Origin of the sequence: Dactylosporangium sp. CA-233914 (assembly GCF_050942935.1) — a bacterium.
Lineage (GTDB): Bacteria > Actinomycetota > Actinomycetes > Mycobacteriales > Micromonosporaceae > Dactylosporangium.
On record NZ_CP192030.1, the window covers coordinates 6,392,751 to 6,408,312 of the forward strand.

Annotated in this window: 13 protein-coding genes; all 13 read left to right on the forward strand. The window is 72.6% G+C overall.

Features of this window, described 5'->3' with window-relative positions:
- Window positions 1–11 precede the first annotated feature (11 nt).
- Window positions 12–968, forward strand: a complete 957-nt coding sequence (locus ACQPY0_RS28570) for a radical SAM protein (RefSeq protein WP_432994604.1) — start codon at window positions 12–14, stop codon at window positions 966–968.
- Complete coding sequence (locus ACQPY0_RS28575; RefSeq protein ID WP_432994606.1) at window positions 965–1,675, forward strand: hypothetical protein; 711 nt, start codon at window positions 965–967, stop codon at window positions 1,673–1,675. Before ACQPY0_RS28570 ends, ACQPY0_RS28575 begins: the two co-directional genes overlap by 4 nt.
- The gene (locus ACQPY0_RS28580) at window positions 1,665–2,930 is read left to right on the forward strand and encodes a DUF6365 family protein (protein ID WP_432994608.1); all 1,266 of its coding nucleotides are present in this window, start codon (window positions 1,665–1,667) and stop codon (window positions 2,928–2,930) included. The genes ACQPY0_RS28575 and ACQPY0_RS28580 overlap by 11 nt, the downstream gene beginning before the upstream one ends.
- Complete coding sequence (locus ACQPY0_RS28585) at window positions 2,927–4,117, forward strand: DUF6365 family protein (protein ID WP_432994609.1); 1,191 nt, start codon at window positions 2,927–2,929, stop codon at window positions 4,115–4,117. Before ACQPY0_RS28580 ends, ACQPY0_RS28585 begins: the two co-directional genes overlap by 4 nt.
- A complete protein-coding gene (locus ACQPY0_RS28590; RefSeq protein ID WP_432994611.1) occupies window positions 4,114–5,451 on the forward strand; it encodes a hypothetical protein in 1,338 nt (445 codons plus the stop codon). The genes ACQPY0_RS28585 and ACQPY0_RS28590 overlap by 4 nt, the downstream gene beginning before the upstream one ends.
- Window positions 5,448–6,380 (forward strand): radical SAM protein, encoded by a 933-nt coding sequence (locus ACQPY0_RS28595; RefSeq protein ID WP_432994613.1) that lies wholly within the window; start codon window positions 5,448–5,450, stop codon window positions 6,378–6,380. The genes ACQPY0_RS28590 and ACQPY0_RS28595 overlap by 4 nt, the downstream gene beginning before the upstream one ends.
- Complete coding sequence (locus tag ACQPY0_RS28600; protein ID WP_432994615.1) at window positions 6,377–7,075, forward strand: hypothetical protein; 699 nt, start codon at window positions 6,377–6,379, stop codon at window positions 7,073–7,075. Before ACQPY0_RS28595 ends, ACQPY0_RS28600 begins: the two co-directional genes overlap by 4 nt.
- Complete coding sequence (locus ACQPY0_RS28605; protein WP_432994617.1) at window positions 7,072–8,316, forward strand: DUF6365 family protein; 1,245 nt, start codon at window positions 7,072–7,074, stop codon at window positions 8,314–8,316. The genes ACQPY0_RS28600 and ACQPY0_RS28605 overlap by 4 nt, the downstream gene beginning before the upstream one ends.
- Complete coding sequence (locus tag ACQPY0_RS28610) at window positions 8,313–9,536, forward strand: cytochrome P450 (protein WP_432994619.1); 1,224 nt, start codon at window positions 8,313–8,315, stop codon at window positions 9,534–9,536. Before ACQPY0_RS28605 ends, ACQPY0_RS28610 begins: the two co-directional genes overlap by 4 nt.
- Entirely contained in the window at window positions 9,533–10,375 is an 843-nt protein-coding gene (locus ACQPY0_RS28615; protein ID WP_432994621.1) for an SAM-dependent methyltransferase, read from the forward strand. Before ACQPY0_RS28610 ends, ACQPY0_RS28615 begins: the two co-directional genes overlap by 4 nt.
- 14 nt (window positions 10,376–10,389) lie before the next feature.
- Window positions 10,390–10,995 (forward strand): polysaccharide deacetylase family protein, encoded by a 606-nt coding sequence (locus ACQPY0_RS28620; protein ID WP_432994623.1) that lies wholly within the window; start codon window positions 10,390–10,392, stop codon window positions 10,993–10,995.
- Between the two features lie 218 nt (window positions 10,996–11,213).
- Complete coding sequence (locus ACQPY0_RS28625; protein ID WP_432994625.1) at window positions 11,214–13,046, forward strand: BTAD domain-containing putative transcriptional regulator; 1,833 nt, start codon at window positions 11,214–11,216, stop codon at window positions 13,044–13,046.
- A 48-nt stretch (window positions 13,047–13,094) separates the two neighbouring features.
- Window positions 13,095–14,189 (forward strand): IS630 family transposase, encoded by a 1,095-nt coding sequence (locus tag ACQPY0_RS28630; protein ID WP_432995421.1) that lies wholly within the window; start codon window positions 13,095–13,097, stop codon window positions 14,187–14,189.
- Window positions 14,190–15,562 lie beyond the last annotated feature (1,373 nt).

Consider the following 15,562-nt stretch of genomic DNA (forward strand, 5'->3'; position numbering starts at 1 on the left):
GGCCGGTCGCGATGAAGGCACTCAGCATCCACCTCACCGACATCTGCAACAGCAAGTGCTCATTCTGCATCGTCGACTCGCCCCACATGGAGCGGGACACGGTCATGCGGCGGCGGGTGTCGCGCTTCCTCAGCGAGCACGCCGGGCAGGGGTACGAGGGCGTGAGCCTGCACGGCGGCGAGGCGACGATCCGCCGGGACTTCCTGGAGATCCTCGACGAGATCCGGGACAAGGGCTACCCGACCGTCCATCTGATGACCAACGCGCGCAAGCTCGCCCGGATGGAGTTCGCCCGCAGCGTGGTGGACAAGGGCGTGAGTCTCTTCATCGTGTCCATGCACGGCGCCACCGCGGTGACCCAGGACCGCATCGCGCGGTCGATCGGCTCGTTCGAGCAGGCCGTCGCGGGCATCCGCAACGTCAAGGCGCTCGGCGCCACCGTGCGCACCAACTCGGTGGTGTGCCAGGACAACTACACCGAGCTGCCCGAGATCATCGACCTGTGCCTGGACCTCGGGGCCGACCAGATCACGATCTCGGCGCTGCACACCGACGGCACCGCGCTGCGCAACTTCTGGGAGGTGACCCCGCGCTACGCCGACATCCGGCCGTACGTGCTGGAGGCGTGCGCGCGGGCCGTGCGCCGCGGGGCGCCGCTGTTCATGGAGGGCTTCCCGTACTGCACGGTTCCCGGCTACGAACAGCACCTCGTGGACTGGGAGCACAACCGCTACAAGGTGCTGTACCGCAGCTTCGTCATGGACGACTACGAGGAGCACATGGACGACTTCACCCGCGTCAAGGACGCGCGGTGCGGCGGCTGTGTCTTCGACTCCGTCTGCGGCGGCGTCTACAAGGAGTACGCGGAGATGATCGGCTGGGACGAGTTCCACCCGGTGACCGAGCGGCCCGACCGCGACACGAGCACCAACCCGGCCGCCGGGCCGATGCGGGCGGCGCCGCGATGACCGCCGGCATCCAGCAGCTGACCCCGCCCACCGCCGCCGACGAGGGGCTGTTCGGCACCGTCATGGTGGCCGCCCGGCTCGGCCGCGCCGAGAAGATCGTCGGCCGGCTGCGCGAGCGGTACGAGCAGGAGTGGGACGACCCGCGGGCCGGCTTCCCCTACGCGCTGGCCCTGCTCGCGCTGCTGCAGTCCGGCCGGGAGGACCTGCGCGGGCAGCTCAGCTACACCGAGATCGTGGAGACGCTCAGCGACCTGCTGTACCACGAGCCGGGCCACTGGCTGGGGCGGTACCTGCGCATCCACACCCGCGCGCTGCTGCCCGCCGACGCCACCGAGCACCGCGGTTACGTCATCGCCGAGCGCACGCGCGCGGCCGAGGACGCGGCCGAGCTGGTCGGCCGCCAGGACGCGGTCGAGTGGCGGCCGTGGTTCGCCTGCACGTACCTGCTCGCCGCCCGGCTGGCGTGGGAGTCCGGCGAGACCGGGCAGCTGGACCGGATACCGGAGCTGATCCGGTCGGCGGCGGCCAAGGCGGACGCCAGGGAGGTCGGCTTCCCGTCGCTGGGTGGGCTGCTGTGCGAGGGCTTCGTGTGGTACCACAGCAAACCCGGCCTGCCGGAGCGGGACACCGCCGCGGCGCTCATGGACACGCTCTTCCCGGCGCAGCCCGCCGTGTTACGGGTCAAGGAGTTCGCCCGTGAGCACTAGAGCCACGACCGACCGGACCGTCCTGTTCATCGTCACCAGCTTCTGGGCCTACGGCGAGCTCGCGATCGCCACCGAGTTCGCCCGGCGGATGGACGGCACCGGGTTCAAGCCGCTGTTCCTCATCCCGCCCACCCACCGCCGCCTCATCGCCGAGGCGGGCCTGGAGCACCAGGTGATGGTCCCCGGCGCCGGGAAGATCAACCGGATCCAGCTGGCCGACATCCAGCACGTGCACCGCCCGGCCCTGGTGGTGCTGGCCGACTTCATGAACTTCGACTTCTGCGACCGCCACTACGGCCTGAGCCGGAGCGACCTGCAGGTCTTCGAGTGCCCGATCGGCACCTTCGACGACTTCTCGTGGGGCCGCGAGGGCGCCTGGCTGGACACGTACGGGTTCAAGGCCAAGTACGAGGGCGACATCACGCTCGACGGGCTGTCGTTCCGGCTGCGGCCCTGCCCGCTGAACAACCCGCTCGACGAGGTCGACCCGGACGTGCACCCGTACCCGCTGCTGGCCGACATGGCCGACGTGCCCACCACCGAGCGGGCCGCCGTACGCCGCGATCTCGGCCTGCACCGCGACCGGCCGGTGGTGCTGGTGACCGGCGCGACCTGGCAGCGCATGCACGCCGCCTACCCGCGGGTGACCGCGTTCGTCGAGGCGAGCCACCGGATGCTGGAGGAGCTGCTGCTGCGGCTGCTCGACCACGCCGACGTGCTCGCCGTAGGCCCGCAGCTGGTCTTCCACGACCGCGTCCCGGACGGCTTCCACCCGCTCGGGCCGCTGCCGCCGGAGCGGTTCCGCCGCCTGATCCAGGCCGTCGACCTGCACATCTCCAACAACATCGTCTCGGTCAGCCTGCACCGGCTGGCGCTGGGCGGAATCCCGTCGGTGGCGCTGATGAACTCGCTGCACAAGCGCAGCGGGAAGCTGCGCTGGGAGCTGCCCGACCCGCCGGTGCTCAGCGAGTCCGCGCAGCGCGTGGTCGAGCGCGTCGACTACCTCTACCCGTGCCGGATGTTCCCGGTCGGCTGGTTCCAGTTCCTGCGTTCGCTGTTGGACGGCAACCCGTTCAGCGACATGGTCGCGCAGGCCGAGATGTTCGACGAGGAGGCGGCGTTGGCCACGATCGTGCCGATGCTCACGGACGGCCCGCAGCGCGACCGGCTGGCCGAGGCCCGCGAGACGTACCTGACCGCGCTGCGCAAGCTGCCCGAGGTCGACACCGTCCTGCGCCGGGTGACCGGCTCATGAAGGTCCTGTTCCTGGCGCCCAGCCGGCTCTCCCGGGGCGACGCGACGATCGCCGCGGACCTGGCCCGCGCGCTGCCGCGCTCGAAGTTCCAGGTCGGCTTCGTCGCCGCCGCCGAGGCCGTGTCGCAGCTGCACGACCTGGGCATGCCGACCCTGCCGCTGTCCGGCGGCACGCCTGCGGCCAACCTGGCGATCGTCGACCGGATCGTGGCCGGCTTCGCCCCCGACTGCCTGGTCGTCGCCGACCCGTTCGCCCTGCAGCAGTCGCGCACCTGGTCCGGGCTGAGCGTCGCCGGCCTGCGGGAGCGCTACGGCCGCCCGGTCGCCGGCATCGACCGGATCGGCTGGCAGGCGGCCGGATACACCGCGGACCTCTACGGCGGCGCCCGGGTCACGCTGCCGAGCCTGCTCGACGACTGCGACCTCGTCATTCAGCCCGGCCCCCCGCACCGCATCGCCGGCGCCGCGCCGGTCGCGCTGCACCCGGGCGGGCTGCGCGACGGCGGCCCGCGCTCGGCAGGACCGGCCGACGCCGACGGCCGCCCGCTGGTGTTCCTCGTCAACTCGCCGTGGGAGTACCGCAACCGCCTGCGCTCGCTGCCGGTGGCGCAGCTCATCGACGCGCTGCCGCGGGTCCTGCACAGCCACCTCGCCGCGCTGGGCCGGCCGCTGCGGGTCATCCACGTCGGCCCCCGACCGTGGCGGTTCCCGGCCGCGGAGCACGTCGAGTACCAGCACTTCGGCAAGATGCCGTACCAGATGTTCCAGGCCCGGCTGGCCGCCGCCGACCTGTTCCTGACCACCAACGCGCTGTCGCAGACGCTCGCGCAGGCGGTGCTCGGCGGGGTACCGGCGCTGCTGCTCGACAACGGCGAGACCCTGCGCGCCGACGGGATGCCCGGCTGGCTCGCGGCCTGCGCCCCGTTACTGCGGACCGCCCACCCGTTCCGGGTCGCCCCGCTCGGCTGGCACGCCCTCCTGGAGCCGCTCTTGTCCGGCAACCCCTATGCCGCCTGCTTCGTCACCGCCGGCCTCTTCGACCGCCCGGCCGTGCTGTCGGCGCTCATGAGCCTGCTGGACGATCCGCCCGCCACCGAAGAGCTCAAACAACGGCAGCAGCGGTACCGCGAGCAGCTTTCGACCCTGCCCGCGCTCGGCGACACGCTGCGCACGGTGGTGACCCGATGACCGCCACGCTCGAGCCCCGCCTGCAGGGCCGCCGCGTCATCGACCCGGCGGTGCGGCGGCGCTTCCACGCGAGCATGCGCAACGACTTCCTGACCCCGCGCGGCACCCCCTACAAGTGGCACGAGATGACCGCCACCCTGCACCGCACGATCCTCGGTGGCGGGGTGCCGACCGTGGTCCCGGTGCGGTACGAGTGGGAGCGCGTCTCGGCGCGCACCGGCGACCCGAAGACCGCCACCGAACCGCGCGAGTGGACGTTCGCCCGCGGCCAGGGCTTCACCTCGATGCTCCTGCACGCCGACGCCGGCCCGGAGCACGCCGTCGGCCCCGGCGGCGACAGCCCGGTCACCCTCGACGTGAGCTACCCGGCGCTGCCCAAGTCCCCGGCGGTCGACCTGCTGCTCATGCTCAGCTGGGACGTCGTCACCTTCGAGATGATGTGCACGCACCTCATCACCACCGCCGGGTTGCGCGAGGTCGGCGGCCGGGCCGAGCTGGAGCGCATCTCCGGCAGCTGGGCCGAGCTGCAGTTCTCCGACCCCGGCGCGACCGCGGTCTTCCGCAACGCGCACATCAGCGCCGAGCACCTGGGCACCGGCCGCTTCGCCGGCCGCGAGTCGAGCGTCTATCAGACCCGGTGCCTGGACTGCGTGCTGGACGTGAAGTCCGGTCCGGTGCGCCAGCGCGGGCGCTCCTCGTACTGGGTCACGCTGCAGGTCGACACGCTGACCGGGGACCTGCTGTGCGCCGAGATGACCGAGATGATCGTCGCCACGCTCATCGGGCCGGACGGCGGCAAGGTGCCGGTCCAGAAGCGCCGCACCGTGCGGATGTGGGCCGACGAGGGCGACGAGCCCGCCCCCGTCTCCATCGCCGCCGCGGCCGTGAGCGCGGATCCGGCGCTGCTGGCCGAGGCGGTCACCCTCACGGAGCGGGTCGCCGACTACCTCACCTGGCAGATCCGCTCGCTGGGCCACCTGCCGGCCGGGATGGCCGACCTCGCGCTGATGGGCTTCCGCAGCGTCGTGGGCACCGACCTGGCCGGTGCCGGTGAACAGGTCGGCAACCTGCTCGCGGCGCTGCGCGCGGGCGCGGCCGGCGAACCCGGCGCGGCGGCGCTGCCGGAGTACCGCCGCCTCTTGGAGGGGCTGCTCGCCTTCGGCCAGATCGCCGTCGACGGGCAGACCCGGCTGCTGGTCCCCGACGAGGCGAGCCGGGTCGCGACCCGCGACCGCCTCGGCTCGGTGGGCGACGACCTCACCGCGCTGCTGGCGCGGCTGGAACAGCTGGAGCGGCCCGACCGGCCCGGAAGCGATTGCGAGGCAATGCCATGAAGGCCCTGAGCGTGCACCTCACCGACATCTGCAACAGCAAGTGCTCCTTCTGCATCGTGGACTCGCCGTTCGTCAAGGACGACTCGATCTCGCGCAAGCGGGTGTCGCGGTTCCTCAAGGACAACGCCGACAAGGGCTTCGAGGCGGTCAACATCCACGGCGGCGAGGCGACCATCCGCCGCGACTTCCTGGAGATCCTCGACGAGATCCGGGAACTGGGCTACCCGACCGTGCTGCTGCAGACCAACGGGCGCAAGCTCGCGCACCTGAAGTACGCGCAGACCGTGGTGGACAAGGGCGTGAGCCTGTTCATCGTGTCGATGCACGGCGCCACCGGCCTCACCCAGGACCGGATCAGCAAGTCGCTGGGCTCGTTCGAGCAGGCGGTCAAGGGCATGCGCAACGTCAAGGAGCTCGGCGCGAAGATCCGCACCAACTCGGTGGTGTGCAAGGACAACTACACCGAGCTGCCCGAGATCGTGGACCTGTGCCTCGACCTCGGCGCCGACCACGTCAACCTCTCCGCGCTGCACACGGCCGGCACCGCGCTGCGCAACTTCTGGGACGTGACCCCGCGCTACGACGAGATCCAGCCCTACGTGTTCGAGGCGGTGGACCGCGCGGTGGCCCGGGACCGGGTGGTCACCCTGGAGGGCTTCCCGTACTGCTCGATCCCCGGCTACGAGCAGCACATGATCGACTGGACGCAGAACCAGTTCAAGATGCTGTACCGCACGTTCGTCTTCGACGACTACGAGCACTACATGGACGCCAACTCGCGGGTCAAGGACGAGCGGTGCGGCGGCTGCGCGCACAACGACTCCTGCGGCGGCGTCTACAAGGAGTACGCGGAGTTCATCGGCTGGGACGAGTTCCACCCCGTCACCCCCGAGGCCGCCGCGCGGAACAGTCCGATCGCGACGGTGTGACCGTGCGCCTGATCACCCCGGCCGACGACGAGCTGTACGGGCTGGCCAGCGCCGCCGGCAAGCTCGGGCGCGCCGCCAAGCTGCTGGACCGGCTGGCCGACGCGGTCCGGGCCGCGCCCGCGGACCCGCAGGCGGCCGGCCGGCACGCCCTCGCGCTGATGGCGGTGCTGCCTAGCATCGGCATCGAGTTCGCCGCGCACGCCCGGTTCACGGCCACCGTCGAGGCGCTCACCGACGTCCTCGACCTGGAGCCGGAGCACTGGCTGGCCCGCTACAGCCGGGCCCGGCTGCGCACGCTGATCCCGAGCAGCTACGGCGCCTACGCGGTGCAGATCGCCGGCGACCTGGACTCGGCCCGCGAGGACGTCGACCGGCTCATCGCCCACCAGGCGACACTGCCGCCGCAGCCGTACTTCATCAGCGCCCACGCCCTCGCCGCGGTCCTCGACGAGCTGGCCGCCGCGCCACCGACTCCCGGCCGGCCCGGCCTGCTCGGCGCGCTCGCCGCCGCCCCGCGCGAGCCGGTGCGGCTGGTCGCGCTCGGCGCGGTGCTGTGCGAGCCCCTCGCCACGCTCCACGCGCAGGCGGGCACCGGCGCGCAGCTGCGTACGGCGCTGGGCGAGGTGCTCGGCGCCGTCTACGGCGACCAGCCTGCCGTCGCCGCGGTGCTGCGCCGCGAGGCGGTGCCGCGATGAGCCGGCGCCGCCTGCTCTTCCTGGGCCTGGGCCACCTGTCCAACGGTGACGTGAGCATCGCCGCCGACTTCGCCCGGCAGCTGCCCGCCGACCGCTTCGAGATCGGGTTCGTCACCGCCGCCTCCGTCGCGTCCTACGTGCGGGGGATGGGGCTGACGGTGTACCCGCTGCCGAGCCAGGACCCGCAGCGCAACCTCAAGGTGTTCGACGAGCTCGTCGCGGCGTTGCGGCCGGACCTGCTCGTGGCGGCCGACGCGTTCACGCTGGACTACTCCACGGCCTGGTCCGGGCTGAGCATGAGCCTGCTGCGGCAGCGCTACGACATCGCCCTGGCCAGCTTCGACCAGTACGACTACCCGGCCGCCGACTACGTGGTGGACTTCTACGGCGGCCACCACACCCGCTTCCCGCGCCTGCTGGAGGCCTGCGACCTGCTCATCCGCAACAGCCCGCTGAACCGGCCGGCGCCCTCGGAGCCGGGGGTCATCGTGACCCGGATGGTGTGCGGCGGCGAGGCACCGATGCTCGTGACACCGCGGCGCACCGGCCCGCCGACGGTGTTCATCACCAATTCCCGGTGGGAGTACGTCAACGTGGTCCGCTCGCCCGGCATGGCGCAGCTGATGCGGGCCATGCCGCGGATCCTCCACGACCACCTCGCCGCGCTCGGACGCCCGCTGCGGGTCGTGCACGTCGGCCCGGCCCGCTGGGACTTCCCGGTCGCCGAGCGCATCGAGTACGAGTACGTGCCGAAGCTCTCGCCGCCGCAGTTCCACGCCCGCCTCACCGCCGCCGACCTGTTCGTCACCGGCAACGCGGTGTCGGTGACGCTGACCCAGGCCGTGCTGGCCGGGGTGCCCTCGCTCCTGCTGAACAACCGCAAGATCCTGGACCTCGCCCGGCTGCGCGGCACCGGATCGCTGCCGGCGGGGCTCGCCTGGCTGGAGCACAGCGCGCCGGGGCTGGGCATCGCGTACCCGTACCGCGTCTTCCCGTGGGGCTGGCACACCTTCCTGTCCCCGGTACTGGCCGACAACCCGTACGTGGACTGCTTCCTGACCGCCGGGGTGTTCGAGCGCGGCAAGGTGCTGCGCGCGATGCACGAGCTGCTCGACGACGCGACCGTACGCACCCGGCTCGCCGATCGTCAGGCGGTGCTGCTGCGCAGCCTCGCCGGGCTGACCCCGCCCGGGGACGCCCTGGACGCGGCCAAGCTGGACCTTCCTGGAGGGGGATCGTGACCGAGGACGCCGAGGGCCCGCGCTGCCCGGTCTCGCTGCCGGAGATGCCGTTCGCGCAGCCGTATCCGCTGCAGCCCGCCCCGCAGCTGTGCGCGCTGCAGGACAGCGGCCCGATCCACCGGGTGCGCACCCGCACCGGCGACGAGGCGTGGCTGGTGACCGGCTACGAGCAGGTGCGGGAGCTCTACGGCGGCGAGGGGCTGGCCCGCACGCACCCGCGCCCGGACCGGGCCGCCCGGCTGACCGCCTCGGCGCTGTTCGGCGGCCGCCCGCGGGAGAACTTCGCCCGCGAGGACGCCGACCGGGCCTGGTTCAAGGAGGTGCTGCGCACCGTCATCTCCCCGCCGCAGCTGCGCGAGGTGCGGCCGTGGGTCGACGAGATGGTGACCGGCCTGCTCGACGAGCTCGAGGCCGCGCCGCGCCCGGCCGACCTGGTGAGCCGGGTGGCGGTGCCGCTGCCGACGATGGTGATCTGCCGCCTGCTCGGCGTGCCGCTGCCGGACCTGCCCCGGTGCATGGAACTGTCCGAGGCGATCGCCTCGGCCGGCGACGAGCAGCGCTCCGCCACCGGCCTGGCCGAGCTGACCGAGCACCTGCGGGCGCTGGTCGCCGAGCGCCGCGCGGACCCGGACGGGTTGCTGGCCCGGCTGCGGGCGGCGCCGTACCGGCTGAACCCCTCGATCATCGCCCACATCGGGGCCTCGCTGATGTTCACCGGCCACCACACCACGGTCGTCGCGATCGGGTACGGTGCCCTGCTGCTGCTCACCCACCCCAAGCAGCGCCAAGCGCTGCTGGAGGACCCGTCCCGGCTGCCGGCCGCGGTCGAGGAGTGCCTGCGTATCGGCAACGTGGGCGTCAACACCGGCGGCGGCAACGGCATCCCCACCTACGCCCGCGCCGACCTGGACGTGGCCGGCACCCGGGTGCGCGCCGGCGAGCTGGTCCTGCTCGACACCGGCGCCGCCAACCACGACGGCGGCGTGTTCGCCGGCGCGTACGACTTCGACATCGACCGCCCGGCCAACCCGCACCTCACCTTCGGCCACGGCCGCCACTACTGCCCGGGCGCGCCGCTGGCCCGCCTGGAGATGCTCGCCCTGTTCACCCAGCTGCTGCCGCGCTTCCCGGACCTGCGCCTGGCCGTCGAGCCCGCGCAGCTGCGCTCGCACGGCGAGCAGATCACCGGCGGCCTCGAGGCTCTTCCGGTGACCTGGTGAGCGCCGGCACCCAGGGCAACGCGCCGACCGGCGTGGGCCGCACGGCACTGGGAGTGGCCGTGGTCCGGGCGATGGAGAGCCGCCGCCGTGACCGGCTCTTCGACGACCCGTACGCCGGGGCGTTCCTGGCCGCCGCCCAGGGCCCGTTCATCCCGTCCCAGCGCGGCACCGCCGCCCTCGTCGGCGGCGTCTCGGCCACCGGCGCCGAGTTCTGGTCCCGGGTCGTGCTGCGGACCCGGTTCTTCGACGATCACCTGCTCGCCGTGGCCGCCGGGGGCGTCGGCCAGGTGGTGCTGCTCGCCGCCGGGCTGGACACCCGCGCCCACCGGCTGGACTGGCCGGCGGGCACGAACCTGTTCGAGCTGGACCTGCCGGAGGTGCTCGCGTTCAAGCGCAAGGTGCTGCGGCGGTACCGCGCCGTGCCCCGCTGCGCGCACCGCCCCGTCGCCGCCGACCTGCGCGGCCCGTGGGGCGAGGCGCTGAGCGCGGCCGGCCTGGATTCGGCCCGCCCCACCGCGTGGCTGCTCGAGGGCCTGCTCATCTACCTGACGCCGGCCGAGACCGAGCACGTGCTCGCCACCGTGGACGCCCTGTCGGCGCCCGGGAGCGTGGCCGCGTTCGAGTACGAGTCCGTGGGCGCCACCGCCTTACGGGCCTCGGCGGCGCGCTTACCGGGGGTCGCGCAGTACGCGGCCTTGTGGCGGGACGGCCAGCCCGACGCCGGGGCGTTCCTGGCCGGGAAGGGCTGGCGGATCGAGGCTCACCCGGCGGAGCGGGTTCAGGCCCGCTACGGGCGTGGGGGCGTCGCGGGCGGTTTTGTCACCGCGACCCGGGCCTGAGCCCGGAGTCCGCCGTGGACACGCCCATCACCCGCCTCGGTGACCTCGGCGGGCCACGCTCGGGCGCGTTCGCGCTGACCTACGACGACGGGCCGGAGGAGCCGTGGACCGGCGCGATCCTCGACCACCTGGAGGCGCTGGGCGCGGCGGCGACGTTCTTCGTGATCGGCGACAAGATCGAGGGCCGGGAGGCGCTGCTGCGGCGGGCGGTCGCGCTCGGCTGCGGCGTCGAGGTGCACGCGTGGGGGCACACCGCGATGACCGAGCAGGACCCGCCCCGGGTCAGCGCCGAGATCGAGCGGACCGCGGGGCTGATCGCCGGTGTGACCGGCGCGCAGCCGCGGTTCGTGCGGCCGCCGTTCGGCGCGGTGAACGCCGAGGTGCTGGCCCGGATCCGCGACTGCGGGCTGATCCCGGCGTTCTGGAGCGTGCACGCGGCGGACTGGACGTCCCCGGGCACCGACGCGATCGTGCGGGGCGTGGGGGCGGGGCTGCGCCGGGGCGCTGTGGTGCTGCTGCACGACGGCGGCGGCGACCGGTCCCAGACGGTCGCGGCGACGCCGCTCATCGTTCAGGCGGCGGCCATCCGCGGGCTACGGCCGGTCCGGCTCGGTGGTTGATAATATAATCTGACGTCTATATTCGCCGATTCTCACAGCCTCCCCGCGAAGTTGCAATCAATCGGATGTGGCCGATGTTGCGAGAATGAAAATTCTTCACTGATCTCTCTTGGGTCGGCGCGATCTCTCGCGATACATTCAGGTTGTTCGAATCCATCAGAGATCGTCACGCGCCGGGACGGGCGGGGGCCGTCGTGCGCCGGGCCACCGGAGGGCCGATGGAATTCCGTGTGCTGGGGCCAGTTCAGGCGTTCGCCGCCGGCGATCCGGTGGACCTCGGCGACCGCAAACAACGATTGATTCTCGCGGTGCTGTTACTGGAGGCCAACCAGCTCGTCCCGGTCGGGCGGCTGATGCACCTCCTGTGGCAGGACCGCCCGCCCGCCACCGCGCGGCGGATCGTGCAGACCCACATCAGCCGGTTACGCAGCATCCTGCACGAGCGGCACAGCACGGCCGGAGACCTGCGGCTGACCCGCTGCGGCGAGGGCTACCTGCTGACCTGCGACCCGCAGCGCGTCGACGTGCACCGCTTCCGCGCCGAGGTCGAGCGGGCCCGGCACAGCGGCGAAGACGCCGAGCGCGTGGGGATCCTGCGCGACGCGCTCGCCCTGTGGCGCGGACCGGCGCTGGCCGACGTGGCCGACGACGAGATCCGCGAGGAGCTGTGCGGCGGCCTCGACGAGTCGCGGCTCGCCGCGCTGGAGGAGCGCCTCGACGCGGAACTGCGCCTCGGCCACCAGGACCGGCTCATCGACGACCTGACCGAGCTCTCCACGCGCTACCCGCACCGCCAGCGCCTCGTCGGCCAGCTCATGCTCGCCCTGCACCAGGCCGGGCGCACCGCCGACGCGCTGCGCCTCTACGCCGGCTACCGCGTCCGGCTCGCCGAGGAGCTCGGGCTGGAGCCGTCGCCGGGCCTGCAGCGGCTGCACGTGAGCATCCTGCGCGCCGACCCGGCCACCGCGCCGGCCACGCCCGCCCGCCCCGCTCCGCCGGCCCCGGCCGTCGCGGCACCCGCCCGGCCCCGCCAGCTCCCCGCGGACGTGCCGCGGTTCCTGGGCCGGGAGTCGTACCTCACCCGGCTCGGCAACGCCCTGGCCCCCGGCCGCGTCCCGGCGTCCGCCCCGCCCCCGGTGCTGGTGACCGGCATGGCCGGCGTCGGCAAGACGGCGCTGGTCACGCACTGGGCGCACACCTGCGCCGCGGTGTACCCGGACGGCCAGCTCTACGTCGACCTGCGCGGGCACGGCAAGGACGGGCCGCTGTCGCAGGAGGAGGCGCTCGCCGCGCTGCTGTCCGGGCTGGGCATCCCCGCCGAGCAGGTGCCGCCCCGGGCACAGGACGCGGCGGCGTTGTACCGCTCCCTGCTCGCCGGGCGGCGCATGCTCGTGCTGCTCGACGACGCCCCCGGCCCCGACCTGGTCCGCGAGCTGCTGCCGGGCAGTGCGACCTGCGGGATCGTGGTGACCAGCCGGGACCGCCTGGTCGGCCTGGTCGCCCGCAACGGCGCCACCCGCATCGAGCTGGAGCCGATGGAGCCGCCCGAGGCGGTGGAGCTGGCCATGCGCACCCTGGGCGCCACACCGCAGGACGCGGCCGCGGTCCACACGCTGGTGCGCCTGTGCGGCCGGCTGCCGCTGGCCATCCGGATCGCCGCGACGCTCGTCGCCGACCGCGGCAACGACGTGGCCGCCCAGGTCGACGCCATGGCCGGGGCCGGGCTGATGGACATGCTGCAGGTCCTCGGCGACGAGGACGCCGGAGTGCCGGCTGCGTTCGGACGCTCCTACGCGGCGTTACCCCCGGACGCGGCGCGAATGTTCCGGTTACTCGGCTCGGCCGGTCAGGCCTCCTTACCGGCCGACACCGCCGCCCGGCTCGCCGGCACCACCCTGGACGCGGCCCGGCGCGCCCTGCACCACCTGGTCAACGCGAACCTGGCCCGCGAGCACGGCCCCGAGAAGTACTCCATGCCCGACCTGCTGCGCCGCTACGCCCGCAGCCTGGTGTCCAATCAGGACGAACCCTCGTCGGGCTCCGCCGCCTAGTGTCGCGTGATTCTGGTTGCGTTATGTCGGTCGATCGTTGATCCTGGTGTGATGCTGACCGAGACCCAGATCGCAGAGCTGCGGACGGTGATCAACAGCCGGGACGTGCCGGCGGTGGTGGCGACCAGGGCGCGGATCGTGCTGTGGATGGCGGAGGGCAAGCGCCGCAAGGATGTTGCGGCACTGGCCGGGGTGTCACTGCCCACTGTGGACCGTTGGGTCGACAGGTACGCAGGCAACGGACTGGCCGGCCTGGAAGACGGATCCCACGCCGCGCCTCGCGAGCAGGTCCCGGCCGCCGTCCGAGCTCGGATCCTGGCGTTGACCAGGGCCACGCCGCCGGTGGAGACGGGTCTGTCGCACTGGTCGAGCCGGCAGCTGGCCGCATACCTGAAACGCACCGAGGGCGTGTCGGTGTCCTGGCACTACGTGGCGAAACTGTGGCGGGACAACGATCTCAAGCCACACCGGCAGGGCACCTTCAAACTGTCCAAAGACCCGCGGTTCGCCGAGAAGGTCGCCGACATCGTCGGCTTGTACCTCGACCCGCCCGGCGGTGCGGTCGTGCTCTCGATCGACGAAAAGACCCAAGTCCAGGCCCTCGATCGCACCCAACCGTTGCTGCCTATGGACTTCGGGGTCACCGAGCAACGCACCCACGACTACAAACGCCACGGCATCGCCAGGCTCTTCGCTGCCCTGGACGTTGCCACCGGCCAGGTTGTCGCCGACTGCCAGCCGGTCCGCGACGGCGCCCGGTTCCTGGCGTTCTTGCGTAAAGCCGTGAAACCCCACGCCGGCAAAGAGATCCACGTGGTCCTGGACAACCTGTCCACCCACAACACCCCCGACGTCCAGGCCTGGCTGGCCGCGAACCCGAACGTCACGTTCCACTTCACCCCGACCGGCAGCAGCTGGTTGAACATGATCGAAATCTGGTTCGGGTTGATCACCCGCCAGTCCATCCGCCGCGGCACGTTCACCTCGGTCAACGCCCTCATCGTGCGCATCCGCGACTACGTGCAGCACTGGAACACCGACGCCAAACCTTTCATCTGGACCGCCACCGCCGACGAGATCCTCGCCAAGGTCCGCTGGGTCCAGACCAGCGCCAAACAACTCGTCAACAACAACACGAGGTAACGACACCAGGATCACGCGACACTAGTACGGCAGTGACAACGCCATTGCGTTAGGCGGTTGCCGAATTGGTCAAGGGGCCAGCGACGGAAGGCGGCATCGACCATCAGACAGACTTCAACGCTCGACCCCCTCAAATGATGGGTCACATCAGCCCGTGCCCGCAGTCGGGACTTACGTCTGGCCGGTGCGCGCTCGTGCCGTTTCGTGCGTCGTCGTCATTATTATGGCGCTCGGAATTTCTGGTCGGTGGTCCGTTGGGATAGGGTTTGACGGATTGGGTGCGTGGCATTTCCCGGGAACAGCTCTGGAGTGCTTGCCGGTATTTCTTCGTGGTGCCGTGTCGGCGGGCCGGCGCGGATTCTCGCTGGTGTGTCGGCGCTGTGCCGACGGGCCGGTGGGATGGCGCTGACGCGGTGGGTGCGGGCCGACGCTCCGTGGCGGCGCTGGGTTGGTCGGTGCCATGCGTCGGGTGCGGCACTGTGGCGTGGTCGTCCGGGCCGGTCTCGGTCGCGGGGTTGCCCGGACCGCGCGGGCGCTTCGCCCGGTGGCGGCGCTTCGCCCGGTGGCGGCGCCGAGGCCCTGTCTTTGGCCGGCAGTGCGGAGGCCCTGGCTGGGGCTTCAGTCGGCCGCGCCGTGGCCGTGGCCGTGGCCGGTGGTGGTGTGGAGGCCCTGGCTGGGGCTTCAGTCGGCCGCGCCGTGGCCGTGGCCGTGGCCGGTGGTGGTGTGGAGGCCCTGGCTGGGGCTTCAGTCGGCCGCGCCGTGGCCGTGGCCGTGGCCGGTGGTGGTGTGGAGGCCCTGGCTGGGGCTTCAGTCGGCCGCGCCGTGGCCGTGGCCGTGGCCGGTGGTGGTGTGGAGGCCCTGGCTGGGGCTTCAGTCGGCCGCGCTGTGGCCGTGGTCGTGGCCGGTGGTGGTGTGGAGGCCCTGGCTGGGGCTTCAGTCGGCCGCGCTGTGGCCGTGGTCGTGGCCGGTGGCGGTGCCGAGGTCGTGGCTGGGGCCACGGGCGGCCGCGTCGCGGCCGTGTCCGGCCGCCGCGCCGAGGTCGTTGTCGTGGCTGGCGGCCGTGCCGTGGCCGTGCGCGGTGCCGGGGTTGTGGCTTGGCTATGCCGGGTCGTGCGCGGTGCCGAGGCCGTGGCCGTGCGTGGCGCCGAAGCCGTGGCGGTGGCGGTGGCCTTGGCCGGTGGCGTGGCCAGGGCCGGTTCGTTCACTGAGCCTTCCCGGCCGTCGGCGGCCACACTTCCTGGCGGGGTGCTCGCGCGTATTCGGCGGAGCTTCTCGGCGTGTCGCTGGGCGAGGCCCCACGCGCGATGCCGGGCATGCTCCTGACGGAACTCCTCATTCGCCGCGGAATAACGACGCGACCTGGTCCGGTCACG

What these genes read in the sequence shown, in the direction of transcription:
- ACQPY0_RS28570 (WP_432994604.1), top strand. Translation starts at nt 12, where the DNA reads ATGAAGGCACTCAGCATCCACCTCACCGACATCTGCAACAGCAAGTGC.
- ACQPY0_RS28575 (WP_432994606.1), top strand. Translation starts at nt 965, where the DNA reads ATGACCGCCGGCATCCAGCAGCTGACCCCGCCCACCGCCGCCGACGAG.
- ACQPY0_RS28585 (WP_432994609.1), top strand. Translation starts at nt 2,927, where the DNA reads ATGAAGGTCCTGTTCCTGGCGCCCAGCCGGCTCTCCCGGGGCGACGCG.
- ACQPY0_RS28590 (WP_432994611.1), top strand. Translation starts at nt 4,114, where the DNA reads ATGACCGCCACGCTCGAGCCCCGCCTGCAGGGCCGCCGCGTCATCGAC.
- ACQPY0_RS28595 (WP_432994613.1), top strand. Translation starts at nt 5,448, where the DNA reads ATGAAGGCCCTGAGCGTGCACCTCACCGACATCTGCAACAGCAAGTGC.
- ACQPY0_RS28605 (WP_432994617.1), top strand. Translation starts at nt 7,072, where the DNA reads ATGAGCCGGCGCCGCCTGCTCTTCCTGGGCCTGGGCCACCTGTCCAAC.
- ACQPY0_RS28625 (WP_432994625.1), top strand. Translation starts at nt 11,214, where the DNA reads ATGGAATTCCGTGTGCTGGGGCCAGTTCAGGCGTTCGCCGCCGGCGAT.